The sequence below is a fragment of the Phaeodactylibacter xiamenensis genome, from assembly GCF_965229835.1.
GTDB lineage: Bacteria > Bacteroidota > Bacteroidia > Chitinophagales > Saprospiraceae > Phaeodactylibacter > Phaeodactylibacter xiamenensis.
In genome coordinates this window covers 3,393,291-3,415,574 of the sequence record NZ_OZ245931.1, presented here as the reverse complement: position 1 = coordinate 3,415,574, position 22,284 = coordinate 3,393,291, and the positions used below count along the sequence as shown (strand labels likewise).

Genomic DNA, 22,284 nt, shown 5'->3' with positions numbered 1-22,284 from the left:
GATTAGTGCTTATACTGTGGTATATCGATATGATGCTCGCAAAAGTCAAAATCCACCTCCACATTGGAGGCAATGACCAGGGTGCGCCCGGCGGTATACTGCTCAATAAGCTGCCGGTACCACTGTACCCCTTCGGTGTCGAGGTTGGTGGTGGGCTCGTCAAGTAGCAGGTAAGGGGTGTCGGAAAGAATGGCCAGGGCAAGTTTCAGCCGCTGCTTCATGCCCGATGAGAAGTTGCGAATGGGCTTGCGTCGGGCTTTCTTAAAACCAAGTATGCGATAGACATCATCGGGTTGCAGTTGCCCCTGAAAGGGCTTGAACCGTTGGTGAAACTCAAGTGCTTCGATCAGCGTGAGCTCCTCTATCAGTTCGATATAGGGCGCGGCGTAAGCCAGGTGTTGGTAGACCTCGCTGACAGGAACCGGCTTATCGTTGAGCGTGAATTGGATTTTTCCTTTGGAAGGCGTCAGGTGGCCGGAAAGCATCTTCATCAGGGTGGACTTACCCGAGCCGTTAGGGCCGGTGATAGCATAGCGCTGTGCCGGGTGGATGGTCAGCGCCACGCCTTTCATGATCCATTCCATTTTGTAGCGTTTACCTACGCCCGCTAATTCAATCTTCATCCGGATTTTTCCCGTTCAGTTGCTGAAAGCCCCGCATAATGCCCGGGTCGGCGCTCTTAATGAAGTCCAGGATGGCATCGCGCTCGTCAGTAGGCTCCAGGGAGTCTTCGATAATCTCCAGCGCATGAGAGGTACTGTACCCTTTGACAAAGAGGATGCGGTAAATCTCCTGTATTTCGTTGATTTTCTCTGCGTTAAACTGCCGCCGCCTAAGCCCGATGCTGTTCACACCTGCGTAGGAAAGAGGCTCCCGGGCCGCTTTTACGAAAGGCGGCACATGCTTGCGCACCAAAGATCCCCCGGCAATAAAGCTATGCTTGCCAATGTGGATAAACTGCTGCACGGCCACCAGGCCTTCCAAAATAGCGTAATCTCCCACTTGTACATGGCCGGCCAGGTTGACGTTATTGGCCAGAATGACGTTGTCGCCCAGTATGCAATCGTGTGCAACATGAGCGTACGCCATCAGCAGGCAGTTTTGGCCTACTTTGGTGGTATTAGCGTAAGAGGTGCCCCGGTTGATCGTCACATACTCCCTTACGGTAGTATTGTCGCCAATCTCGGCGGTGGTTTTTTCGCCTTTGAATTTCAGGTCCTGTGGGATGCCGGCAATGACAGCCCCCGGAAAAATCCTGCAGTTTTTACCAATCCGTGCGCCTTCAAAGATGGTGACAGAAGGGCCAATCCAGGTGCCATCGCCAATTTCAACATCTCTGTCAATATAAGCGAAGGGGCCAATCATGACATTTTTCCCAATCTTAGCTTCCGGATGAATGTAGGGTACGGCGTTGCTATTGTTCGTATTCATCTTATGAGCGCTTAACGATTTGAGCAGTCAGTTCGGCCTCCGATACAATTTTATTGCCTACATAGGCAGTGGCTTGCATCTGGCAGATTCCCCGGCGGATAGGGGCCATGAGTTCCATCTTGAACAGGACCGTATCGCCCGGGACGACTTTGTTTTTAAATTTAGCGTTCTCGATCTTCAGGAAGTAGGTGTCCCAGTTGCCGGGATCATCTACGGTTGACAAAGCCAGGATGCCGCCGGTCTGCGCCATAGCTTCGATTTGCAGTACGCCGGGCATTACCGGATTGTTGGGGAAGTGCCCCTGAAAGAAGCCTTCGTTGAAGGTGATATTCTTGACGCCAACCACGTGGGTGTCTGACAACTCGATAATCTTGTCAACGAGCAGAAACGGAAAGCGGTGGGGAAGCCAGGCGGCGATCTTCACGGAATCAAACAGCGGTTCTGCATCGGGGTCGTAATTTGGCTTGCCTTTGAGCTTTCGCTTTTCGACCAATACCTTTTTGAGCACTCTCGTAAACTCGATATTGGGCGTATGCCCCGGTTTGGTCGCCAGAATTTTCCCCTTGATTGGCATGCCCAGCAGGGAAATATCGCCTACCACGTCGAGCAGCTTATGCCGGGCAGGCTCGTTTTTGAATTGTAGCTTCAGGGTATTCAGGATGCCATCGTCGTAGTCAACAGTGACACTGGGTTTACCCAGTTTTTCGGCCAGGCGATCCAGCTCGTCCTGCTCCACTTTACGGTCTACAATCACAATGGCGTTATCTAAATCGCCCCCCTTAATCAGGTTTTGCTCGAACAAAAATTCCAGTTCGTGCAGGAAGACAAAAGTCCGGCATGGCGCAATTTCTTTGGCATAGTCCGTAGTGCCATTCAGGTGGGCGTACTGCTGGCCCAGTACGTTGGAGTTGAAGTCAATCATAGCGACTACTTCAAAGCCATCGTGCGGTAATGCGACCAGTTCGGAGCCGGTGGCTTCGTCCTTGTAGAAAATAGGCTCCTCGACTACAAAGTACTCCCGGGCTTTGTCTTGTGTTTCAATACCTGCTTTCTGCAGCGCTTTCACAAAAGGGCCGGCACTGCCATCCAGAATAGGGACTTCCGGACCATCCAGCTGAATGAGGACATTATCAACGCCCAGTCCGGAGAGGGCAGACAGGACATGCTCTACGGTATGGACTTCTGCCTGACCTACTTTTATGGTTGTGCCCCGCTGAGTGGAAACAACGCGGTTGATGTCTGCACTCAGCACAGGCTCTTTTTCCATGTCTATGCGCTGGAACTTATAGCCATGGTCAACCGGAGCCGGGTGGAAAGTCAGCTTCACAGTTTTGCCGGTATGAAGGCCTACGCCTTCCACACTGACAGTATTCTTGATCGTATGTTGTTGCTCCATAAGAGGTATAGTCAGCTGAAATTTTCTGCAAAGATAGGATTTTCGGGGATAGAACTGTTAAAGACGGCTTTATTGGTCTGCCTCGGGCGTTTTCAGCGATTGTAGCTCCCGCTCCAACCGGCTGATGGTTTTGTAGAGTTCAGGCAGCTTCTTGAAAACAGAATGGGAGCGGATAAAATCGCGGTAGGGGATGATCGGGGAGCCAAACCAAGCCTGATTAGGTTCTTTAATGTGCCCGGCGATGCCGCTCTGCGCTTGTATCTGTGAGCCATCTGCAACTTCTACATGACCGGCAAAACCTACCTGCCCGCCAATACGGCAATATTGGCCAATTTTGGTACTGCCGGCAATGCCACTTTGGGCAGCAATCACGGTATGAGCACCGATTTCCACATTATGCCCCACCTGTATCAGGTTATCGAGCTTTACGCCTTCCCGGATGATGGTGCTGCCCATTGTGGCCCGGTCGATGGTGGTATTGGCACCAATTTCGACCTCATCTTCAATGACGACATTTCCAACGTGCACGATTTTATCGTAGCTCCGGTCTTCTCTTGGGGCAAACCCAAAGCCATCGCTGCCGATCACCGCGTTGGCATGGATGATACAATTCCGGCCCACCTCGCAGCGGTCCAGGATTCGGGCACCGGGATAGATCAGTGTATTCGGGCCGATTTTGGCGCCTTTGCCGATATAGACCTGCCCCATGATAATCGCACCCTCTCCAACCTGAGCCCCAGCCTCAACGATCGCAGCAGCGCCAATGCTCACCTGATTGCCGAGCATGGCTTCATCGCTAATTACAGCCGTTTCAGAAATGCCGGGCGCCGGTTTTGCCTGTTGCCCAAACTGTTGCAGCAAGCGGGCGATGGAGGCGTACACATCGTCCACCCGTATCAGGGTAGCGGATACGGGTGACTTGGGTGCAAAGTCTTTACTCACGAGCAGTACGGACGCTGTTGTCGTATAGGCATACGATTCGTATTTCGGATTGCCGAGAAATGAAATGGTACCCTCTCCTCCTTCCTCAATTTTGCTGGGCTGGCTGACGGTTATATCGGGATTGCCCTCGAGGGTGCCTCCCAGAAAATGTGCGAGTTCTCTTGCTGTAATTTGCATCCCGCAAAGGTAATAAAAAGGCAGAAATGGCAGATACCTGTGCGTGGGATTTGAATAGGTAGTTTGGATATACGGTAGTGTCAGGGACGAAAGTAAAAACAGGCGCAGGATATCCGGAAGTCTTCATTCTAAAGCAAGTAATCTTGCCAGGGAACTAAATCTGCCGGAAAAGCCTTATCTTAGGGTGGAAAGCAACTGCAAAATGATATGACCTGGGAAGTCCCATTGAAACAAATGACTGCGGAGGAACTAGCCCGCTTGCAAGCTCGGTATCCGGATGCAAAAGTTCGGATTGAAACGGCGGAAGGACAGGGCAATGAGGGTATGGACGAAGAGAAGTTTTGGTCTGTTATTGATATGCTGGATTGGTCGCAGGAAGAAAGCGGCAAAGTACTGGAGCCTGCCATTCTTAAGTTAGGAGAGTATACTAAAGAAGCTATATGCCAGTTTCAGGAAATACTTTCTACAAAATTATTTGATCTGGATGCCAAACGCTTCGCAGAGGAACTGGGTAGTAACGCCTGGCCACCCGATGAGGAGCACGGGCGTTATTTTTCGGTTGATGATTTCCTCTATTCCCGGTGTGCGGTTGTTGCCAATGGAAAGCGCTTTTATGAATCTGTAATCAGGGATCCGTCCCGTATACCTAAAGAGTTTACCTTCGAGCCTCTTTTGTACCTGGCAGACCGGGCATGGAGCCGAAAGACAGGGGGACCACTGGATTGTTTCCCGACGCTTAGTTCTGAGACCTTTAGCAACGCGCAAGGTTGGCCCGGGGTGAAATCTCCGGTCGCTTAAAAGCCAAAAAGTTAGAAAGTGAATATATTGATCAGCATAGAGTCCGGTTCGGACATGTGCCACCGGGCAATGATGCATTTGAAGAATAATTGATTCAGGGATTGTTTTCTTTCTGAAAAAAACGTTCCACCTTATCCTCAAACCGCTGCAATCGCCCTTTCTCATCCTTCTTCCGCAGCCAGTTCATCACCCGCTCCAGAAACGGGACTTTGTGGTGTAAAAGATAAGAGCCGACAAATACGCCTACGTAGCCCATGGGGATGACTGGGAACAGCATAGCCACTGCTCCTATGACCAGGATGATACTGCCATAGACCACGCGGGCGTACTTGAAGGTAAAAAGGCTTTTGAATTTCATACCACCTTTTCAAAGCACGGGGCGGGGTGGATGTTCATTGTCCGCTTCACTCCACCCGCTCAAACACATCCCGCCCAAACGAAAAGTCGACCACTTTGCCGTCCTCCACACCAAAACAGATGACCATGCCGGAGCCCGGTGCCATTTCCACCCGGGCACAGTTATCATGCGGATAAGGCGTAGCCACGGTGCGGATTTGCCCCATGCGGGCGACGAGTTCGTCCGCTTCCAGTGCAATAGTGACTTCCCCAAGGTGGGGATTGCGGAATGCGCCTGTGTAGGCCGCTTTGGGCAGCGTAAGTTGCCAGGTGCGTTTGGCCATCTTGGACAGGTGCTTGCTTTCCCATTTGCGGTAGCGCCGGAGCTGCTTTTTGAGTTGCCGGGCCGCCTGACGCTCGTGCTTTTTGACCGCGCCTTCATTGCCCAGGTACAGGTCGTAGGCGTACTGCGTGATGCGGATGGCCAATGCTCCGCTGATGTTGTTATTGGCAAGCACAGCTACCCCCAGTCCTGCTTCAGGTATAAAGGACAAACTGGAAAAGAACCCCGGATAACCGCCAAAGTGGTAAACCAGGGCTTGTTCGGCGTAGGCACCGGTACGCCAACCCAGCCCATATCCATCGGCGTTGAACGCTTCCGTGAATTCGTGGGTGGCGCTGACCTGCTTTTCATAGGATTGCCGAACGGCAGCAGTGGGGAAGGGGCCTTGCTCCGTAGCAAGATAGCACGCCAAGAACCGGGCGGCATCTTCTCCCGTCGTCATCAGCCCACCGGCAGCGTGCATGGTGGCATCGACTTTTCTCAGGTAAACGGGCAGCAATTTGTCCGGGTACAAGCCATCGAAGGGTACGGCCTTATTCGGTGTGCTGACTTTTGATGCATAGGCGGTCGTATGCTCCATATCCAAAGGGCCAAATACCTTTTCCTGCAATAAATCGCGCCAGCTTTTCCCCAACTCGGCCTGTAGCAGCACATCCAGCAGATAGTAGCCGAAATTGGTATACGCAAAAGCTTTGCCCGTTTCATTGGCCTGCGTCTCCTCTTCGATCAGGCGGAGTACCTGAGCATCAGTGTACTCGCCGGAGTAGGCGAGCAGGGTAGAGAGGTAGGGGTTGTCAAGGCCGCTTTGGTGGGTGAGGAGGTCCATCACGGTGATGCCCGCAAAGAGGTCCTGCCGTTCAAAGCTGCTGAAGGGCCGGTATGAGGAAATCGGGCGGCTCAGCTCCAGTTGCCCCTCAGCGGCAAGGATAGAGGCGAGTAAGCCGTTGTAAGCTTTGGTGCAGGAGGCAATGTAGAATGAAGTCTTCGGCGTGACCATTTCCTGCTGTGCCCGGTCGGCATAACCAAAGCCTTTGGCGTAGAGCGTGCCTTCCGGATTGGTAATGGCAACGCTCAGCCCGGTCAGGTGGTCCGTAGCGGCCAGGGTTTGCTCGATGAATTGGGTGAGCCGCTCTGTTTTATCGATTTGGGCAGTGAGCGAAAGGGTGCAAAGGCAAAAAAGAATCAGTGGGGTGATTTTCATGTTGATGGTTTGACTTTTTTCTTATGATGTGTGAGGAAGTAACGACCCCCTAAGGAGTCAGCTCAAAGGTTTTCCCCTCCGGATATTCCAGCGTCAGGGTGTCCTGCTCTAAAAGCTCCCGGATGCCCAGGACGTAGTCACAATAACTATCGTATAAGTCGCAGGGGCGGTAGCCATTGATCCGGGTGAGGGTATCTCCAAACTGTACGGGGCTGTTCACAGGGCATCTTCGGACTTGCCAAAGGCTATCGGAAAGGATACCAGGGACGAAATCCGGACCAGTACGAATGGCCGTGGCTGTGGCGGGGACAAAAGCGATGGTATTATTGTCGTAATTGAGGGATACAATGAAGTTTTCCAGCACCTCGTTGCCGAGGTAACCACCGTGGCGGGTGAAATCCACCGGAGCCTGAAGGGTGTGTTCCCCAAACCTCAAAGGAAGCAGTATACGGAAAACGGTGTCGGGCGCTGCCGCATGCCCGTAAATACCGCTGCCGGACTGATCGATGAGTGTATCTGCCGGGTACCCCTCAAATTCCGGGAGGAGCGCCCTGGGCAGCGTCAGGCTGCCGTTATAGCCCGTGTCCATAATCAGGTTTTTTATGGTATTGCCCCCAACATTTATGGCAATGGAAGGCTTGCCGGAAAGCGTGGGGTGGGAAAATGGCAATACAGCGGCTTCAGCACCTGCTTCAAACGGCTGATCGCTTATCCACAGTTGTTGTTGCTGATAGTCGATTTTCCAATGCGCATGTTGAATGAGGTTGGCCCCGATCAGCCCGCCGGGCGCCAGGCACCGGCTTGCTGAAAGGGAGTCGTACTGCAACAGCCCGGCAGAAATTTTGCCGAAAGGCACTCCCTCCAGAGATATGGTATCCATTTGTGTGATGGTGATTTGCCGGGACACACCCTGAGCCGCATGATTGAGCTTTGTGGCTTTTTGGGGCAGGCCCATGGACAAGCCCCAGCTTTTCTCCACCTTGGATTCAAATGCACCGGTGTCGAAAATGAAGCGCCGGGGCGCTGTCTCCGATCCGATCGTGGCTTCGACCAGGATTAAGCCTTTCTCGTAGTGGAAAGGTATGGCGGTTCGGAAGTCATCCCGCAGGAGTTCCCCCCGTGACAGCAATAGCACATTTTTGCTGTAGTTGCAGGCACCCATGCTGACTGCCAAGCTAATGATCAGTAGGATGGGGTTATTTTTTAGCATGCCGCTTCGTTTTGCCTACGTGGTACATCCGCTGCGGATAAAATACCAGCTGTATGAAGTTGAATTCCAGTTGGTCCACCCGGGCTTTTCCGCCAGCAACACTATTGATTTCCAAATTTGGATAGTAGCGTAGATTGGTGCGTAACACCCAGGTCTCCAGGGGAGAAGGCAGGATATCCCACCCCAAAATCAACCCCGGCTGTATGCCTTCTGTTCGGGCCACTTCGCCCACCTGAATATTGCCTTCAAAGTCGCCCATTGCCCATCGGTCATAGGAAAGGGACAAACCGAGGAAGGGCACAAAACCGTTGTAGTCGAGCAAAAACTTGTAACCTTCCAAAGCTACTGACCGCCGCCGCAGGATTTGCTGATAACCGAAACTGCCCACCCGGCTGTCGTAGTCGCGGTAGGCTACCCCCACATGCACGCCGGAGCGGTGGAACAGATAGCCTAGCCCAAAGTCAAGGTTGAGCGCGGTTTTGTGTTCGGGCAGCGACTGCCGCACGAAGTCTTCAAATGCAGGCCGGCGGAGAAAAATACCACTGCTGGCGCCAATGCCTACCGAGAGGCTGTTGAGCTTGCCCGCGGATTGGAGTTGTTCCTCCAGGGCGTAGGTGCTGCCATCTTTTATCCCGGGTTCCTCCCGCAGGGTGGTATCGAAATAGCGGGAGAGCCCCAGGCTGAGCTGCAAGGGGGGCAGCTCCAGGCTGACCGGCGTTCTGGAATCGACGTAGAAGTCCTTTTCCGGTGAGAGGAAGTAGGTGGCTTTCAGTGTCGCCTGCCAGTTGCGGCTGCCGAAGGATAGGCCTGCTTCCGGGTAAAAAGTAAGCCAGCCATCAGTTCTGTCCCGCCCATTCTGCTCATAGGTGAGGTTATGCCCGACGTAGGTGCCTCCGATGAAGGGGCGGAGCTTGCCAAACTCCATGCGCCAGGGGTAAAAATGGGCGCCCAGGTCTGCAAATTGCTGCCTTTTGATTTTGGTTTTGGGGGCGATACCCTGCGCTCCGCTTACCGGCAGGTCGAAGTGCATTACAAAGTTGAGGTGCCCCCAAAAGTGCAGCCCGCCTATGCTGATTTGTGGGGTGCCAAAAGCAGGAAATGTACCGGATTCCAGACCATCCGCCCCCTGCCAGAAGATTTTCCCCCCTTCCGGCTGATAGCGGTAGTGCAACCCAACATGAGTTTGTGCAAACCGGTGCTGGTTTTGCTCTTCCAGGTACACTTGGGCCTGCAGGGAGAGGCTGCAAAGCCAGGCCAGCGTAAATAGTAAGGTCGTTTTCATTGCGTTCATGATTTTGGCGCAAAAGACCAGTATAATCAGGGCTTTTGCAACTCAAAGGGACGAACGGGACCATGCCGGGATGAACGGGAAGCCTATGTTTTTCCGATTATTGCCATGACAGATGCGGCCTTGCTGCGGGCTACAGGAACCGTCTGATTGGCCCCTTCCAGGACCAGCTCATAATTCCGGGCATTGCCCTTCACCTGGCGGATGAGCTGCCGGTTGGCCAGATAGCTGCGGTGGCATTGGATGAAATGGCCTTCGGGCAGGGTTTCCTGCAGCACCTTGAGGCGATTGCGGAGGAGCTCCCGCCGGGGCTGCCGGGTTTCGTCCAGAAAGTGCACTTCAGCGTAGTTGCCGGCTGCCTGCAGAAAAAGGATGCGTTCAGCGGGGAGCTGGAGGACGGGCTTGCCATTTTCATCCGGAAGGGAGACAAGGGCTTCTCCCGGCGTTGCTGCCGGTTGCTGCAATTGGCGGGTGTACTGTTCGGCTTGTTTTAAATGGCGTTTCAGCAATCTGTTCTGGTCGCGGGCTACAAAGATTAGGATTGGAATCAGTGCAATCAGGGCGGTATTCAAAAGAACCTTAACGGCCTGGCTCAGGCTACCCGGCACAATGATATCATGAACGTGCAGGATGCCCCCAACGGCAATGGCGATGAGCAGGATAGTGCAGAGCGTCAGGATCAGCTCATGCTTTACCATCCACTGATCTGCCGGCTCAAAATTGGGGAAAAGGCGGGACAGCAGCCACCAGTTGAGGCAAATGAAAAAGATGACAGCTGCTGAGATTTCCAGGCTGACCATCAATAGTGCAGCAGAGGAAAGCTGGTAAAACCCAAAGGGCTCGAAAAACCAAAGCACTGCAAAAGTGATAGCCCCGAAGCCTAAAGCCTGCCGGAATATCGCCCATGGGCGGTCCTCCCAGTAATGCGGGCGACTGAGGTATTGTTTGAGTTGTGCCCATCCGTTGCTCATGCCTGCTGCTGTTTTTTGACCCAGGCGCGGGGCGTCATCCCCGTCGATTTTTTGAAGTAAGCGTTGAAGACGGTTTTAGAGTTGAAGCCACTTTCGTAAGCCAGCCCGAGGAGTGTCAGGTGGCTGTTGGCGGGGTCAAGGGCCAGCCGTTGGAATTGCTTCAGGCGAAAGGCGTTGATGTAGGCATTGAAGTTTTGCCCTATATGCTCATTGAGCAGCCACGACAGCTTATTGGCCGTGAGGTTGAGGCGTTCGGCCAGCTGGCGGAGCGAAAGCTCGGCATTTTGGTAGGCCCCTTCGGTTTCCATCAGTTGTTGAAGCTGGGTGAGCAAAGCCGGTATTTCTGCTTCGTCTATGAGGTTCCTGCTGCCTGCTGGTTCTGTTTTGTCTCCTTCAGTGGCAGGAGGGAGGCGGTTGGGCGCAAAGACTTGCTGTAGCAATTGCTGAAAAACAGGTGCGCTGTGCAGGGGCTTCAGCAAAGGGAGGTGTGCGAAATTGACATATTGTCCGATACAGCGGCTCGTCATGGCTTTCAGATGGTCCATGGCAGATGCGGTGTCTCCGGAATGGGTTTGAAGGAACAAATCCCAGGTGAACAGATAGATATCCCTTTCTGACTTGGGCGTTTGGATCAGCCGGGCGGCATCGCTTTTTGTAATCTGGCCATGCAGGAGCTGATAGAGTGTGCGGCATTCCTCCGGGCACTCCACCAAACGATTGCTTTGCAAAAAGGCTTCCAGTGTTTTGGGGCGGTTTAGGAGGATGAGGCAGAGCTGTTTGAGCCCAATAGCATGGGTGAAATTGGGGGCGATCTGCAGTGCCGCTTCGGCAGCAGCCAGTGCCGCCTCGTAATCGCCCGTCAGGTAGCGGATATTAGCCAGCGTGAAGTGGTGGTTGGGCGATAGTGGGTTGAGCGTCAGGATATGCCGGGCGTGCTCCTCTGCCAGGTCAAAATACCCGATGGCGGTATACAGCTCGGTCAGCCCCTCCTCCGCTTCGGTATTGGAAGGGTTGATGGACAACGCTTTGAGGTAAGCTGCTGCTCCGCCTTTGAAGTCCCACCGCCCCCAGAACAGCAGGGTGCCCTGACTGAAATGCCCCAAATCAGAATGCTGGTCCAGCTCAAACCCGCGTTGCAGGTAGTGTTCGGCGGTATCCAGGAGGCCGGGTATGCCGCTGAAAGAAGCCCGCATGGCAAAGCAATAGCTGATGCCAAAGTATGGGAGGGCAAAGTTGGGATCAATCGCTATGCAATCCTGATAATACTGAATGGCGTTGGTGATGCCCTCGTTGTCCCATTTCAGGTGGTTGTGGCGGGCTTTGAGGTAGAGGTCGTAGGCTTTGATGTTTTGCGTGGGCGCCTGCACCAGGTGGTCCTGCATTTCGAAGTGGCCGTAATGCTCGCGGATTTGGTCGGCAATGAGCAGGCTAATCTCATCCTGTAGCTCAAAGATATCCGCCAGTTGCCGGTCGAAGCGGTGGGCCCAGAGATGTGCACCGTCTTCGGCATTAACCAGTTGAGCGGTGATGCGCACCTTATTGCCGGATTTACGGACGCTGCCCTCCAAAAGGTTGGCCACCCCCAGCCGGCGGCCGATCTCCCGAATGTCCGCCGGCTTATTCTTGTAAGCAAAAGCGGAGGTCCGGGCAGTCACCTTTAGCCCTTTGATTTTGGTTAGGGCATTGATGATCTCTTCGGTAATGCCATCGCTGAAGTACTCGTTTTCGGGGTCCGCACTCCGGTTGACGAAAGGCAGGACAGCAATAGAAGCAGAAATGGGTTGGGCAGTCATTTTTTAAATAGGTTAGGGGCAAAAATACAGGATTCTGGTTGAATGGGGCCAAGATTACCAGGCTTTACGGCCAACCTTTTGGCTCATCCGATATTCTTATCCCGTAATCTGATGTATATTACCGGTCACGAACCAATCATTACTACTGCTATGCGACTTTTCATTACACTTGTCTTTGCCTGCCTTGCCTTTGCCCTGAAGGCGCAGGTGCCTGCTCCCGCTCCGGCTCAGGCGCAGCCCGTTTACGTCACCGGTGCCACGGCTCATGTGGGCAACGGGGAAGCTATTGAAAATGCGGTCATTGCTTTCGCCAACGGTAAAATTACCTTTGTGGGCACGGCTGCTGAAGCTGCCGGTCAAGACTGGGCAGGGCATGAGCAAATTGAAGCCAACGGACAGCATATTTACCCCGGCTTTATCGCCACAGCCACCAATTTGGGGCTGGTGGATATCAGCGCCGTACGGGCTACCCGAGACTACGACGAGACAGGTACGATGAACCCCAGCGTCCGCAGCCTGATCGCTTATAATACAGACTCTCCTGTGACGCCCACAGTGCGTTCTCAGGGCGTGCTGCTGGCTCAGATTGCACCATCCGGCGGGCGCGTTTCGGGTATTTCGAGCATCGTGCAGTTGGATGCCTGGAACTGGGAGGATGCGGCTTATGCTGCCGACGATGGACTGTACATCAACTGGCCATCCCTGTTTAGCTACAGCTGGCGCGAAAGACGCTACAGCAAAAACGACGACTATACAGAGGATGTGGAAGCGCTGCGCGACTTCTTTAAGGAAGCCCAGGCCTACAATCAACGTAAAGACCGCGAGCAGCCCAACCTCAAGCTTGAAGCTATGGCCCCGGTGCTGAGCGGTGAGCGTAAGGTTTACATCCGTGCACAGGAGGCTAAAGAGATCCTCCACGCTATACGCTTTGCGCAAAATTTCGAATTGAACCTGGTCATTGTGGAAGGGCGGGATGCCTGGATGGTTGCCGATGCGTTGAAGGAGGCCGAAGTGCCGGTCATCCTCAGTTCCACTCAAAGCCTGCCCGCCCGGGTGGACGCGGACATTGATCAGCCCTTCAAAACGCCCACCCAACTGCAGGAAGCCGGCGTGCTGTATGGGTTTGGCCACGAAGGGTACTGGCAGCAGCGCAACCTGGCTTTTCAGGCCGGGCAGTCGGTGGGTTATGGGCTGGACTACGAGCAGGCTGTGGCCGGACTAACGGGCAATCTGGCAAAGATTCTGGGCATCGACGACCGTACCGGCACCCTGGAAGCCGGCAAGGACGCTAATCTGTTCATCAGCCGGGGCGATGCCCTTGATGTGCGCACGAGCGAAGTGCTGCATGCCTTCATTCAGGGGCGCAAGATCAATCTGGACAATCAGCAAAAGGTACTCTACCGTAAATTCCGGGACAAGTACGAACAGGGCGGCCGTTAATGTTGTCCTAAATCCGCAATGATGGCCGGCGCAGGGCGTTACCTGTAGGTAAGCTCAACGTCTAAATTCCGGAAATACAAGGGGGGCAGGCAACTTATCGCCCCCGTTTGTACGTTGTGTGTATTGGAGCGGCTGGCATCAGCTTAGCCTGCTTAACCGCTCCTGAATCACTGAACTGTAACAATATGAAAAATATACTCCTGACCTTCGCCGCATCCCTGTTTTTCCTCGGCCTTTCCGCTCAGGAAACGAGTGGCTCTGTAACCATCAACGGGCAGCGCCTGCCTTACATGATCGATGCCTGTGGCGACACCCTGATTATGGCAACGCTTGATGATGTCTCCGTCTCTTCCATGCGGGAGTTTGACAACCGGGAGGACTACCTCAAGTACCGCCGCTACCGCCGTTATGCTGCTGTGGTGTACCCCTATGCTGTAGAGGCCATCAAGCTGTTCCGGGAAGTGGAATACGCGACTGAGCACATGAAAGACAGGGAGCAACGCCGCTATATCCGTCAGCTGCACCGTGACCTCAAGCGCGAATTTACGGACCCCCTCAAGGGGCTGACCAAGACACAGGGTATGATCCTGATAGAGATGATCGAACGTGAGCTCGACACGCCGCTTTTTGAACTCATCAAGGACCTCCGCAATGGTCTTACCGCTTCCTATTGGAATACGATGGGCAGCCTTTTTGGCCATGACATAAAGGAAGGGTATGTGGAAGGGAAAGACCCCATCCTCGACTCCGTTCTCCGCGATATGAACATCAGCTATGAGATTCCGGCCAGCCGCCCGGGCGGAGCTGTGGGGGGAGAGTAGCACGCAGTGAGGTCAGCGTATTATGCGGGCAAACATACAATGGCCCCGGCAAAGGCAATGCAAACCTTTACCGGGGCCGTTTTTTTTTAGAGCGTGTTGGGACTTTAGTAATCGGTCTGTCCCGGTGCACCGGGACACTTTTTCGCTTATACTTCGCCCCGAAAATCCTTCCCGCAAACTGCGGGACAGGCTATTTAGCTTTGGCTAAACTCCGGTTTTCGGGTCTCGTCTAATCAAAAAATTGCTAGTTTTCGACTAGAAGACCAAAATCCCAACACGCTCTTAGAACTTGATACCGAAATACAGATTGGGCTCAAACAGGAAGTAATTCCGCCATTTGTCGTCCAGGGCTTTAAATTCATCAGGCGTATTGGTGTCAAACATCCAGTGCTGGCAGTGGACCTGCGGTTCTATGAAAAACCGTTTTTCCTTGCCGAAGGCAAAATGGTAGCCCAGGTGATAGGAATTGTACAGCTTGAAGCCATCTCCAACCTTGTTGTTGTCCTCGTCCAGGTAGGTTTTGAACTGCGGGAGGACTTCAACGGTTGCAAACAGCCCTTTCCACAGCATACGCTGATAGGTGATGCCTATTCCTGATTCCCGCACATGGCCGGGGTAGAATTCGCTTTCAGACTCTAGCTTATCCAGCAGGCCGTCCCACCACACAATGCCCATAGGCTGGAATAACCGCCAGGTCGCCAGCTTGAGCCCGATGATGTTCTTGTCATCCAGATCGCGTTTGATGTGGAGTTCTATGTGCTGTGTATGGGTCCGGTCGTCCCATGACTTCGTGGCCAGCTGAGGCAGCGTAATGACGGGCAGGCTAACCCTGTACTTACGGGCTACTTTGGCTGCGCTGCCGGTCTGCAGGTCGCGCTGAGCAAAAACACTACTAAGGGTGCAGAAGGTTAAAATGAGGAAGAGTGTGTTTTTCATTTTGAAAGAATTAATGGTGAAAAGTCGAGTGATTGATTACGCCACAAAGATGCAGGGGCAGGGCGCGGCGGTCGTCCTGAAATGAGATTGAGGACGTTTAGGAGGCTGTACCAAAATTGATGGGCGGCCCGGGCAGCCGCAGCCTATGAAAACCCGCAGGACTTCAAGCGGACAGGCGGTTTTGTAATTGTGTGGATTGGGTTTAAAAAGCTAAGGAATAGGGCCGAAACCCTGGTTTGGTGAGATTTGGGACTTTTTTGAGGGGGAGGTGTGGGCTATAAATAACCTTTTTGGAGCTTATCCAGGGTTAGGCTTCATGATTTGTGGACACGTAAGTTTGATGAAGCCATCGCTCGCAGAAAGGTAGATCAGTGCAGCTGAATAATTAGAAAGCCAGGTTGGATCTATGCAGGCCTCCAGTCAAACGAAAGGATTTTTCACCGTCAGCTCTTTATCGAAGACTTGCCCATGCTGTAAATCTTCAGAGTATAGAACTGAGCAGCCCACTTCTAAAGCAGAGGCTATAATCAGGCTGTCGTAGAAGGAAAAGCCGGAGCGGTTCGCTATCTGGCAAGAACTCTGTATCGTATTGGTAGTGTTGGTGTACACCTCATTGTTTTGTTCCATCTCAAGTAACACCTGTTGAATGTCCTGCCAGGCAAAATTGAATTTTTTGAACAGTACATTTGCTGCTTCCTTGAACACCTGAGTACTAATAATGGTCTGTTCGATTGAAATGATACTTTGAATTTTATGCTGTTTAGGCGTGTCTAAATTGGTATGGGCATAGATCAACAGATTGGTATCCAAGAAACTTTTTGATTATCGTTCATTGGCCTGATCTCGGTTAAAACGGTAATTGAATTTTTGTTCGTTTGTCACATTCAATACGGTGAAGGATACCTCTTTCTCGGATTTCTGGATAGCTTCATCAATGACAAAGGCAATGACCTCAATCTCTTTCCCGAGGAAATCATCAGGCAAGGTCAGCGTCAATTGATTGCCCTGAGCGGTAACAATAGTTCGTATCATAATAGCTTTAATTTAGAGTGCTGTGATTTTTTTGAAAAAGTCTCAGTCCATCTGCGAGGCATAACGGTGCCTGTAGTGCTGAAGATAGTGCCTCTGTTACTTTCGTCCAACTGACTCATCCGTTTACTTGTTCAAACCCTCATTTGTCCTTAAACATTGATTGTACTAGGTAAATTATCCATTGAGTACGAAACCCATAATTATGATTAAACAACCTGATAAATATTTAGAGTTCCTTTAGATATGTTGTTCTAACTGTCATTTTTCAGGTAGCTGCAACCAAGACAGTTGATATACTGACAATTAAGTGGTTTGCCACAGCAAACCTACTCAATGTCAGCATTTACGCTGAGAATTGGCTTGCTCCGATGTCGCAAACCAATTCGTATTGCGTATAACTGGTTTTGCACTACTGTTTTTGAAACGTTTCCTCAAAGTAAGGCTGATTAGCGGCATCATACTCCAGGCTGATGGTATATTCAAAGGGCTGCCCGTGCAAGCGCAGGGACTGTCCATCTGCAGACAGCTGTAGCTGAAACCGTCGGACGGGAGGTTGCTGTTTTTGTTTTGCTGTGCGTTGACCGCAGACTACGTAGGCACCATCGTAAGCTGTGGGCTTTAGCTCCAGCCATTGGCCCTGTTGTTCAAAACGGCCTTCTTCGGTGAACGCTGCTTTGTTTTCGCAGCCCTGCGTGAAATTGTCGTAGGAATAAGTCAGCCGGTAGCTGCCATTCTGCCGGAGCTCGAGCAGGTGCCCGTAGCCGTAGGTGCCGTAGCTGATTTTCCCGGATACCGGCTCCTCATACACCTCACCGGTCTGATAACTGACCACCTGCATCCAATTGCCGGTAAGGGCTGCAGCCGGGCTGTCTTGTGCCAGTGTGTCGCCGGTTTTTTCGGCATAAGCCGCACAGTCCCTTGAAAGGCTCGCACAAAGCAACCGCATACCACCGAGCCGCCCGAAGTCAGCCGGCAGGGCAGAGAAATAACTGCAAAAGACATAACCCGAAGACGGATCATAGGTATAGTACCCGGCTACCTTAGCCTGTTGCCCTTCAATGCTGGCCCGAAACCACTGCAGCTGGTCTGCCCCAGCCTGCTCCGTCCGCAGAACCTCAACGGTGCCCACCAGTTGCTGTAAGAAATCCTGAAGTAATGCAGGGGTGGGCGCAACGGAAGTGGCCGGCATAGCCGCTACGAGCAGGCCAGGGCTCTCAGGGTCACCGGGCCGGGCTTCGGCGGTCCAGAGGAACAGTTGCTGTTGTTGCTGTACCTGTGCGGTCCATCCGGCCGGGCAACGGTACTGAGTGTGGCCGCTAGGGTCTGTGACAAGGCCGGGCACCTGTGCGGATAGCGGCAGGCAATAGCTAAGAAATAAAAAGAGGATTAGTCGCATGAGTCCTGGATTGGTATTTGGGTACCGAAAAATAATATATTTTGGGCATAAGGTCTTATAGAGGGAGTGTAAAAGACTAAAAGCATCCAGGCAATGAGTAGATTATTTGATATTGGGTTAATGCTGTTTTTGCTGATTCTTCTGTATCGTATCACCCTGCTGAATAAAGAAAGAAAGCGGTTGAAGGCTGCTCTTGAGCAAAAGCCCGGCGATGAAGGAGCTGGAAAGTATCGTTTCTTTTTGTTGTTCCGGTTGAGCATGTATGTATTATGGGGCGTGATTTTCTGTTACTATGTCTGTTTCTTTCTCGTGGGGTAAGATTTCAGCGTATCTGAAAACTGATGGGCTCCGGACAACGACTACCGCTGTAATGGCAAGGAGCTGAATGGGGATTATGGGATTGGGAGCCAACTTGAAACTGCATGAAGCGATTAGCCTGCCTGATAACCCTTGTGGATTCACCCGGAATCGTTTAACTTGTAACTCGCAAAGTAAAAAATAAGCGATAATGTCAGAGTCATTTATATATGAGGAAGTGGTTGACTTCATTGCCAGGTCAAATCCACAAAACGTATTGGAGTTCAAACCTTCAGAATCCGTCAATCAAAAAGTGAGCATACTTTTGGAGAAAGAACGGGAAGAAAAGATAACGGCCGAGGAGAAGAAAGAGCTTGATTACTTTCTTATGCTGGAGCATATCATGCGTTTGGCTAAAGCTAAAGCCCGCCAATTATTGAATGCTGCATGAGCAGGTATGTAAACCGGAAAACAAGAGATGCAGTCGCAAAACGCGCCCGTTCCAGATGTGAATATTGCTTATTACATGAAGGCGATGCTTACCTCGCTTTTGAAATTGACCATATCATCAGCCTAAAACACGGAGGGAATAGCGAACTGGATAATCTAGCCTATTCCTGCGTGGCTTGCAACCGGATGAAAGGGGCTGATATTGGCTCCATAGTTCTGCCAGAAAAAGAATTTATCAGGCTGTACAACCCAAGAACAGACTCCTGGGAGGAACACTTTCGAATTATGGGTCCAAGAATAGTTCCCATTTCTGATATTGGAAAGGTCACTACCAAAATTCTCTTGCTAAATGATGACCTTCGGATATCTGAACGAGAGGCGCTGATTAGCGTCGGGCGATATCCCCCTCAGCTCCTCTAGGCCTCGCTCGCCACTTCCTACAGATATAACTAAGAAACAGGCTACGATTACTACTGAATTAACGCTGTGATTCGAAGTGGAAGTTGGTTGATGTTGGTAGATCCAATTGCGAAAACTCTATACTGCGCTAATAAAAGTTTAAGGTATGAATGATTTACCGCTAATAGGATTGGTGTTCAAAGCAACGGATTTTTCAAAAAAACCCAAAAGCATATCGAAGGTATTCGAGTTTTTGCCTTTTTCACCAACAGATTTTTGGGATAAAGGAATAGAAGGGAGTTTCGCCAATAGTAAATTAAAATCTAGACCCGGTAATTCTTCTTGGGTATATAAGGAAGTCTTTAGTTACGGAATTAATCTTCTTATCGAAGATAAATTAGAGCGCTTCCTCCTGAAATTCCATACGTCCAAAAGAGATTTGTTGAGCGTGTAACAGCCCCCTAAATACTCTGACAAAAGTCTAAAAACTTTTTTAGAGATTTAGATATGGAAAAGCAAGAAAACAGAGGCCGGAAATTCAGCAAAAAGGAGAAGCTGGAGATTCTGGATGAAGCTAAAGCTTATGGGGTCAAAGTAACTTTGGCGAAGTATGATGTGTACCCTGCAACGTACTATTACTGGAAAAAGCAGTATCAAGCTGATGGTGCTGATGGCTTAGACCATAGCGTAGCTAAGGCCAACCGGAGCCGGATACGAGAGCTGGAAAACGAACTGGTCCATTACAAGCTCATGCTTGCAGAAGAGCAGCTGAGAAGCCGGTTAAAGGATGAGCTATTGAAAAAAAAGTACCCAGAGTTGAGAAAGTAATGTTAGCAAAACTGGAGTTCCCCCAAAAAACTAGACAGGTAGCTTGATTTATAAAAACCCTTAAATTAGCTATCATGAGCAGAAGAAATTTCAACGCTGATTTCAAGACAAAAGTAGTCTTGGAAGCCCTCAAGGAGGTGAATACTTTGGCTGAGATTGCCAATAAGTATAAGATCTACCCACAGCAGATTACCAATTGGAAAAAGGAGTTTTTGTCAGGCGCCTCTTCGGTTTTCCGCAAAGGCAAGGCACTTTCCGGCAAATCGGAGGCCGAACTTGAAAAAGACCGGCTGATGCGCAAAATCGGGGAACAGGCCATTGAAATCGATTTTCTAAAAAAAAGGCTGCCCTGATGCCACTAGCAGAAAAACGGCTGCTTCTGGACAGCAGCCACCCCAAGTTGAGCTTGAGCAGGCAGTGCAGGCTGTTGAGTATTAACCGGTCCTCGCTATATTATAAACCGAGGGCAGCTTCGGAGCTGAACCTGGAGCTGATGCGCCTGATGGACAAGCATTACATCGACCACCCCTACAAAGGCGGCCCAAGGATGTACGTTTACCTGACCCAGGATAAAGGCTACAAAGTCAGCCGCAACCGGGTCTATCGGCTGTACTACGATGTGATGGGGCTCAGGGCTGTTTTCCCGGGCCCTCACACCTCGAAGCGGGGCAAAGACCATAAAGTTTATCCTTACTTATTGAGGGGCTTAGCAATTGAGCAGCCTAATCAAGTCTGGGCTACCGATATCACTTACATCCCGATGCCAAGAGGCTTTTTGTACCTTACAGCCATCATAGACCTGTACAGCCGATTTGTGGTCAACTGGTCTTTGTCCAATACAATGGACGCTGAATGGTGTGCAGGCTGCTTTGAGGAGGCTGTAGCTGAATGGGGCGCCCCTCAAATCATCAATACAGACCAGGGCAGCCAATACACCAGCGATGCGTTCACCAGCGCTGTGCTGGGCAAAGAAGTGAGGCTAAGCATGGACGGCAAGGGGCGGGCAACGGACAATGCGTTCATCGAAAACTTGTGGAAGATGGCCAAGTACGAAGACATCTACCTTAAAGCTTACGAGGACGGCATAGAGCTGCATAACGGCTTGGCCCAGTACTTCTATAATTGGAATTTCCACAGGCGGCATTCCAAGATTGGGGACAAGTACCCGAGCCAGTTGTACCTGCAATCTAGGCCAGCCTTATGTCAATGAACTTATCCACATTTTTGCTGTGGAAATCAAAAGAAAAAAAGAAGCAAAAAAAGAAAATATTATGATGATTATGAATGTGTTTTTTGTTTAATTTGTAAATCATAAATACAGCTAAAGCTGTCTAGACAATTGGGGTAAGTCCAAACAATACATGTCGCTGGGTTTGATGCGGGAGGAAGTGTTAACGATAACGGGGCTTACCCGCCATGATTTATACTATCAGCCAACGGGCCGAAAAGTAGGCAAGCAAGCCACCCATTGGACACTGTTCAAAGACCCAGTAACTCAACTCTTAACGCGTCGTAGTAACGAGGAAGTAGTCACCGGTATTATCTCTATTTTGGCTGATAAAGATTTGCCAAATTGGTATCGTTTGGTGAGTGCTACTTTACAAGTCCGAGGTTGGTATATCAACCATAAAAAAGTGTACCGGCTGGAACAGGAAAATGGCCTTTTGTGTAAGGCCAGAAAACGTAAAGGGCGTAATTTTGTCCAGTACCGCAGAGTATGCCCGCAAGGCCCATTAAGGATCATTGAAATGGATATCAAGTACGTCTGGGTAGCTGGAAAGTCCTGCTACGCCTACGTCCTGACGATATTGGATACTTTTACCCGCTTTGCCTTACATTGGGCTGTAGGCTACGTCATGAAGCAAGAACAGATCAAGGATGCCTGGGATCAGGTCATCGTGAAATACTTGCAGCCAGCGGACTTGCTCAAAGCTCAAATCAGCGTCGAAATACGCAATGATAATGGCAAGCAATTTTGCAGTAAAATGGTCCAACAATACTTTCGGGACAATCACCTTAATCAGGTTTTTACGCATCCTTACACGCCCGAGGAAAATGGCCACGTAGAGAGCTTTCACAAGACCTTAGGCAGCTCTTTGAAAGGAGCCTGTTTCCATACGCTCAAAGACTTGGAAAACCGGTTGAATAAGTTCTACCAGACTTACAATAACCACCGCCAGCATAGCTCTATAGCGATGCTCAGTCCGAGTATGTTTTGGGCACTCTGGGAGGATAACCAAATCGAAATGGAAACCTTCGATAAAAAGAAAGCTCGGTTCAAATTGAGGCTAAGTCTTCAGGATGTTTTATCTTGGAAAGAGATACACCGCTATGACTGTTCCTTCGGGTAATCAGAACCAGCAGGTGTTCCTCGCAATAATGAGGTTCCCTCGATGGGGCCTCATTATTAAAAACGTAATGGTAGGCCTACGCATTACTACCTTCGGTACAATCGTCACCGTTGGTGTTCTCGCAGAGCAAAGATAATACCATCACGAATGATTATTATTCACTAATAGAATTTTGTCCGATTCTTAGGGGGCTGAACCAGAGCGTAAAGCATGAGGAAATGGAATATAATTTAGAGGTGCATTACTCTCACGAAGATGTTCATAATGGTTTGATATTTAATAGGGCTGTAATGACTTTGATAATGGAGCTGGAAATGGATTTGGGTATTTACCCGATAAGTAAAAATGTCTTGCAAGAACAGCTTAATTCTGATAGCCGCTGACATTTTACATGCTCCGTTTTCTTGTTGAGGGGGGCAATGAACTGCATTGGAGTGACCACTGCCCC

25 protein-coding genes are annotated in these 22,284 nt (G+C 50.9%); 11 read left to right on the top strand and 14 right to left on the bottom strand.

Annotated elements, in window-relative coordinates; translation table 11 throughout:
* Positions 1-2: 2 nt before the first annotated feature.
* The 4 genes from ACO08I_RS12695 to lpxD form a co-directional block, all read right to left on the bottom strand.
* Positions 3-623, bottom strand: a complete 621-nt coding sequence (locus tag ACO08I_RS12695; protein ID WP_421949504.1) for an ABC transporter ATP-binding protein — start codon at positions 621-623, stop codon at positions 3-5.
* Positions 613-1,431 carry an acyl-ACP--UDP-N-acetylglucosamine O-acyltransferase gene (lpxA, locus tag ACO08I_RS12690; RefSeq protein WP_044220584.1) on the bottom strand — a complete coding sequence of 273 codons (819 nt, stop codon included), beginning with the start codon at positions 1,429-1,431 and terminating at the stop codon, positions 613-615. Before lpxA ends, ACO08I_RS12695 begins: the two co-directional genes overlap by 11 nt.
* A 1-nt stretch (position 1,432) precedes the next feature.
* Positions 1,433-2,827: a bifunctional UDP-3-O-[3-hydroxymyristoyl] N-acetylglucosamine deacetylase/3-hydroxyacyl-ACP dehydratase gene (locus ACO08I_RS12685; protein ID WP_282778510.1), complete on the bottom strand. Its 1,395-nt coding sequence runs from the start codon at positions 2,825-2,827 to the stop codon at positions 1,433-1,435.
* Positions 2,828-2,896: 69 nt separating this feature from the next.
* Positions 2,897-3,946 carry a UDP-3-O-(3-hydroxymyristoyl)glucosamine N-acyltransferase gene (lpxD, locus tag ACO08I_RS12680; RefSeq protein WP_421949503.1) on the bottom strand — a complete coding sequence of 350 codons (1,050 nt, stop codon included), beginning with the start codon at positions 3,944-3,946 and terminating at the stop codon, positions 2,897-2,899.
* A 207-nt stretch (positions 3,947-4,153) separates the two neighbouring features.
* On the opposite strand from lpxD, the gene ACO08I_RS12675 reads away from it, so the two are divergent.
* The gene (locus ACO08I_RS12675) at positions 4,154-4,744 is read left to right on the top strand and encodes a DUF4240 domain-containing protein (protein ID WP_421949502.1); all 591 of its coding nucleotides are present in this window, start codon (positions 4,154-4,156) and stop codon (positions 4,742-4,744) included.
* Between the two features lie 94 nt (positions 4,745-4,838).
* Here the strand turns inward: ACO08I_RS12675 and ACO08I_RS12670 are convergent, their stop codons facing one another.
* From ACO08I_RS12670 to ACO08I_RS12645, 6 genes are all read right to left on the bottom strand, one after another.
* Positions 4,839-5,102 (bottom strand): hypothetical protein, encoded by a 264-nt coding sequence (locus tag ACO08I_RS12670; protein WP_421949501.1) that lies wholly within the window; start codon positions 5,100-5,102, stop codon positions 4,839-4,841.
* Positions 5,103-5,148: 46 nt separating this feature from the next.
* Entirely contained in the window at positions 5,149-6,624 is a 1,476-nt protein-coding gene (locus ACO08I_RS12665) for a serine hydrolase domain-containing protein (RefSeq protein WP_421949500.1), read from the bottom strand.
* Positions 6,625-6,673: 49 nt separating this feature from the next.
* The gene (locus ACO08I_RS12660) at positions 6,674-7,834 is read right to left on the bottom strand and encodes a hypothetical protein (RefSeq protein WP_421949499.1); all 1,161 of its coding nucleotides are present in this window, start codon (positions 7,832-7,834) and stop codon (positions 6,674-6,676) included.
* Entirely contained in the window at positions 7,821-9,116 is a 1,296-nt protein-coding gene (locus tag ACO08I_RS12655) for a hypothetical protein (protein WP_421949498.1), read from the bottom strand. Before ACO08I_RS12655 ends, ACO08I_RS12660 begins: the two co-directional genes overlap by 14 nt.
* A 92-nt stretch (positions 9,117-9,208) precedes the next feature.
* Positions 9,209-10,093 (bottom strand): LytTR family DNA-binding domain-containing protein, encoded by an 885-nt coding sequence (locus ACO08I_RS12650; protein WP_421949497.1) that lies wholly within the window; start codon positions 10,091-10,093, stop codon positions 9,209-9,211.
* Positions 10,090-11,886 carry a helix-turn-helix domain-containing protein gene (locus ACO08I_RS12645; protein ID WP_421949496.1) on the bottom strand — a complete coding sequence of 599 codons (1,797 nt, stop codon included), beginning with the start codon at positions 11,884-11,886 and terminating at the stop codon, positions 10,090-10,092. Before ACO08I_RS12645 ends, ACO08I_RS12650 begins: the two co-directional genes overlap by 4 nt.
* Positions 11,887-12,036: 150 nt before the next feature.
* On the opposite strand from ACO08I_RS12645, the gene ACO08I_RS12640 reads away from it, so the two are divergent.
* Together ACO08I_RS12640 and ACO08I_RS12635 are read left to right on the top strand one after the other, a co-directional pair.
* Complete coding sequence (locus ACO08I_RS12640; protein ID WP_421949495.1) at positions 12,037-13,326, top strand: amidohydrolase family protein; 1,290 nt, start codon at positions 12,037-12,039, stop codon at positions 13,324-13,326.
* A 185-nt stretch (positions 13,327-13,511) separates the two neighbouring features.
* Positions 13,512-14,147, top strand: coding sequence for a DUF4294 domain-containing protein (locus tag ACO08I_RS12635; protein ID WP_044220610.1), 636 nt, complete (start codon positions 13,512-13,514; stop codon positions 14,145-14,147).
* A 282-nt stretch (positions 14,148-14,429) separates the two neighbouring features.
* Here the strand turns inward: ACO08I_RS12635 and ACO08I_RS12630 are convergent, their stop codons facing one another.
* The 4 genes from ACO08I_RS12630 to ACO08I_RS12615 form a co-directional block, all read right to left on the bottom strand.
* Positions 14,430-15,083: a hypothetical protein gene (locus tag ACO08I_RS12630; protein WP_421949494.1), complete on the bottom strand. Its 654-nt coding sequence runs from the start codon at positions 15,081-15,083 to the stop codon at positions 14,430-14,432.
* A 420-nt stretch (positions 15,084-15,503) separates the two neighbouring features.
* Positions 15,504-15,893, bottom strand: a complete 390-nt coding sequence (locus ACO08I_RS12625) for a PIN domain-containing protein (RefSeq protein WP_421949493.1) — start codon at positions 15,891-15,893, stop codon at positions 15,504-15,506.
* 12 nt (positions 15,894-15,905) lie between these two features.
* The gene (locus tag ACO08I_RS12620) at positions 15,906-16,115 is read right to left on the bottom strand and encodes a hypothetical protein (protein ID WP_421949492.1); all 210 of its coding nucleotides are present in this window, start codon (positions 16,113-16,115) and stop codon (positions 15,906-15,908) included.
* A gap of 409 nt (positions 16,116-16,524) precedes the next feature.
* Complete coding sequence (locus tag ACO08I_RS12615; RefSeq protein WP_421949491.1) at positions 16,525-17,511, bottom strand: hypothetical protein; 987 nt, start codon at positions 17,509-17,511, stop codon at positions 16,525-16,527.
* Between the two features lie 93 nt (positions 17,512-17,604).
* Between ACO08I_RS12615 and ACO08I_RS12610 the strand changes: the two genes are divergently transcribed.
* The 8 genes from ACO08I_RS12610 to ACO08I_RS12575 all read left to right on the top strand — a co-directional run bounded on the left by ACO08I_RS12610 (position 17,605) and on the right by ACO08I_RS12575 (position 21,836).
* Positions 17,605-17,829 carry a hypothetical protein gene (locus ACO08I_RS12610; RefSeq protein ID WP_421949490.1) on the top strand — a complete coding sequence of 75 codons (225 nt, stop codon included), beginning with the start codon at positions 17,605-17,607 and terminating at the stop codon, positions 17,827-17,829.
* Positions 17,830-18,019: 190 nt separating this feature from the next.
* Positions 18,020-18,259 (top strand): hypothetical protein, encoded by a 240-nt coding sequence (locus ACO08I_RS12605; RefSeq protein WP_421949489.1) that lies wholly within the window; start codon positions 18,020-18,022, stop codon positions 18,257-18,259.
* Positions 18,256-18,678: an HNH endonuclease gene (locus ACO08I_RS12600; RefSeq protein WP_421949488.1), complete on the top strand. Its 423-nt coding sequence runs from the start codon at positions 18,256-18,258 to the stop codon at positions 18,676-18,678. Before ACO08I_RS12605 ends, ACO08I_RS12600 begins: the two co-directional genes overlap by 4 nt.
* Before the next feature lie 145 nt (positions 18,679-18,823).
* Positions 18,824-19,111, top strand: coding sequence for a hypothetical protein (locus ACO08I_RS12595; protein WP_421949487.1), 288 nt, complete (start codon positions 18,824-18,826; stop codon positions 19,109-19,111).
* A gap of 53 nt (positions 19,112-19,164) precedes the next feature.
* Positions 19,165-19,485 carry a transposase gene (locus ACO08I_RS12590; protein ID WP_421946841.1) on the top strand — a complete coding sequence of 107 codons (321 nt, stop codon included), beginning with the start codon at positions 19,165-19,167 and terminating at the stop codon, positions 19,483-19,485.
* A 74-nt stretch (positions 19,486-19,559) separates the two neighbouring features.
* Positions 19,560-19,838 (top strand): helix-turn-helix domain-containing protein, encoded by a 279-nt coding sequence (locus tag ACO08I_RS12585; RefSeq protein ID WP_044220061.1) that lies wholly within the window; start codon positions 19,560-19,562, stop codon positions 19,836-19,838.
* The gene (locus tag ACO08I_RS12580; protein WP_421947430.1) at positions 19,838-20,695 is read left to right on the top strand and encodes an IS3 family transposase; all 858 of its coding nucleotides are present in this window, start codon (positions 19,838-19,840) and stop codon (positions 20,693-20,695) included. Before ACO08I_RS12585 ends, ACO08I_RS12580 begins: the two co-directional genes overlap by 1 nt.
* 151 nt (positions 20,696-20,846) lie before the next feature.
* On the top strand, positions 20,847-21,836 hold the full coding sequence (locus ACO08I_RS12575; protein WP_421949486.1) for a transposase: 990 nt from the start codon (positions 20,847-20,849) through the stop codon (positions 21,834-21,836).
* The last annotated feature ends 448 nt before the right edge of the window (positions 21,837-22,284 follow it).

What these genes read in the sequence shown, in the direction of transcription:
- ACO08I_RS12695 (WP_421949504.1), bottom strand. Translation starts at nt 623, where the DNA reads ATGAAGATTGAATTAGCGGGCGTAGGTAAACGCTACAAAATGGAATGG.
- lpxA (WP_044220584.1), bottom strand. Translation starts at nt 1,431, where the DNA reads ATGAATACGAACAATAGCAACGCCGTACCCTACATTCATCCGGAAGCT.
- ACO08I_RS12685 (WP_282778510.1), bottom strand. Translation starts at nt 2,827, where the DNA reads ATGGAGCAACAACATACGATCAAGAATACTGTCAGTGTGGAAGGCGTA.
- lpxD (WP_421949503.1), bottom strand. Translation starts at nt 3,946, where the DNA reads ATGCAAATTACAGCAAGAGAACTCGCACATTTTCTGGGAGGCACCCTC.
- ACO08I_RS12675 (WP_421949502.1), top strand. Translation starts at nt 4,154, where the DNA reads ATGACCTGGGAAGTCCCATTGAAACAAATGACTGCGGAGGAACTAGCC.
- ACO08I_RS12670 (WP_421949501.1), bottom strand. Translation starts at nt 5,102, where the DNA reads ATGAAATTCAAAAGCCTTTTTACCTTCAAGTACGCCCGCGTGGTCTAT.
- ACO08I_RS12665 (WP_421949500.1), bottom strand. Translation starts at nt 6,624, where the DNA reads ATGAAAATCACCCCACTGATTCTTTTTTGCCTTTGCACCCTTTCGCTC.
- ACO08I_RS12660 (WP_421949499.1), bottom strand. Translation starts at nt 7,834, where the DNA reads ATGCTAAAAAATAACCCCATCCTACTGATCATTAGCTTGGCAGTCAGC.
- ACO08I_RS12655 (WP_421949498.1), bottom strand. Translation starts at nt 9,116, where the DNA reads ATGAAAACGACCTTACTATTTACGCTGGCCTGGCTTTGCAGCCTCTCC.
- ACO08I_RS12650 (WP_421949497.1), bottom strand. Translation starts at nt 10,093, where the DNA reads ATGAGCAACGGATGGGCACAACTCAAACAATACCTCAGTCGCCCGCAT.
- ACO08I_RS12645 (WP_421949496.1), bottom strand. Translation starts at nt 11,886, where the DNA reads ATGACTGCCCAACCCATTTCTGCTTCTATTGCTGTCCTGCCTTTCGTC.
- ACO08I_RS12640 (WP_421949495.1), top strand. Translation starts at nt 12,037, where the DNA reads ATGCGACTTTTCATTACACTTGTCTTTGCCTGCCTTGCCTTTGCCCTG.
- ACO08I_RS12635 (WP_044220610.1), top strand. Translation starts at nt 13,512, where the DNA reads ATGAAAAATATACTCCTGACCTTCGCCGCATCCCTGTTTTTCCTCGGC.
- ACO08I_RS12630 (WP_421949494.1), bottom strand. Translation starts at nt 15,083, where the DNA reads ATGAAAAACACACTCTTCCTCATTTTAACCTTCTGCACCCTTAGTAGT.
- ACO08I_RS12620 (WP_421949492.1), bottom strand. Translation starts at nt 16,115, where the DNA reads ATGATACGAACTATTGTTACCGCTCAGGGCAATCAATTGACGCTGACC.
- ACO08I_RS12615 (WP_421949491.1), bottom strand. Translation starts at nt 17,511, where the DNA reads ATGCGACTAATCCTCTTTTTATTTCTTAGCTATTGCCTGCCGCTATCC.
- ACO08I_RS12610 (WP_421949490.1), top strand. Translation starts at nt 17,605, where the DNA reads ATGAGTAGATTATTTGATATTGGGTTAATGCTGTTTTTGCTGATTCTT.
- ACO08I_RS12605 (WP_421949489.1), top strand. Translation starts at nt 18,020, where the DNA reads ATGTCAGAGTCATTTATATATGAGGAAGTGGTTGACTTCATTGCCAGG.
- ACO08I_RS12600 (WP_421949488.1), top strand. Translation starts at nt 18,256, where the DNA reads ATGAGCAGGTATGTAAACCGGAAAACAAGAGATGCAGTCGCAAAACGC.
- ACO08I_RS12595 (WP_421949487.1), top strand. Translation starts at nt 18,824, where the DNA reads ATGAATGATTTACCGCTAATAGGATTGGTGTTCAAAGCAACGGATTTT.
- ACO08I_RS12590 (WP_421946841.1), top strand. Translation starts at nt 19,165, where the DNA reads ATGGAAAAGCAAGAAAACAGAGGCCGGAAATTCAGCAAAAAGGAGAAG.
- ACO08I_RS12585 (WP_044220061.1), top strand. Translation starts at nt 19,560, where the DNA reads ATGAGCAGAAGAAATTTCAACGCTGATTTCAAGACAAAAGTAGTCTTG.
- ACO08I_RS12580 (WP_421947430.1), top strand. Translation starts at nt 19,838, where the DNA reads ATGCCACTAGCAGAAAAACGGCTGCTTCTGGACAGCAGCCACCCCAAG.
- ACO08I_RS12575 (WP_421949486.1), top strand. Translation starts at nt 20,847, where the DNA reads ATGTCGCTGGGTTTGATGCGGGAGGAAGTGTTAACGATAACGGGGCTT.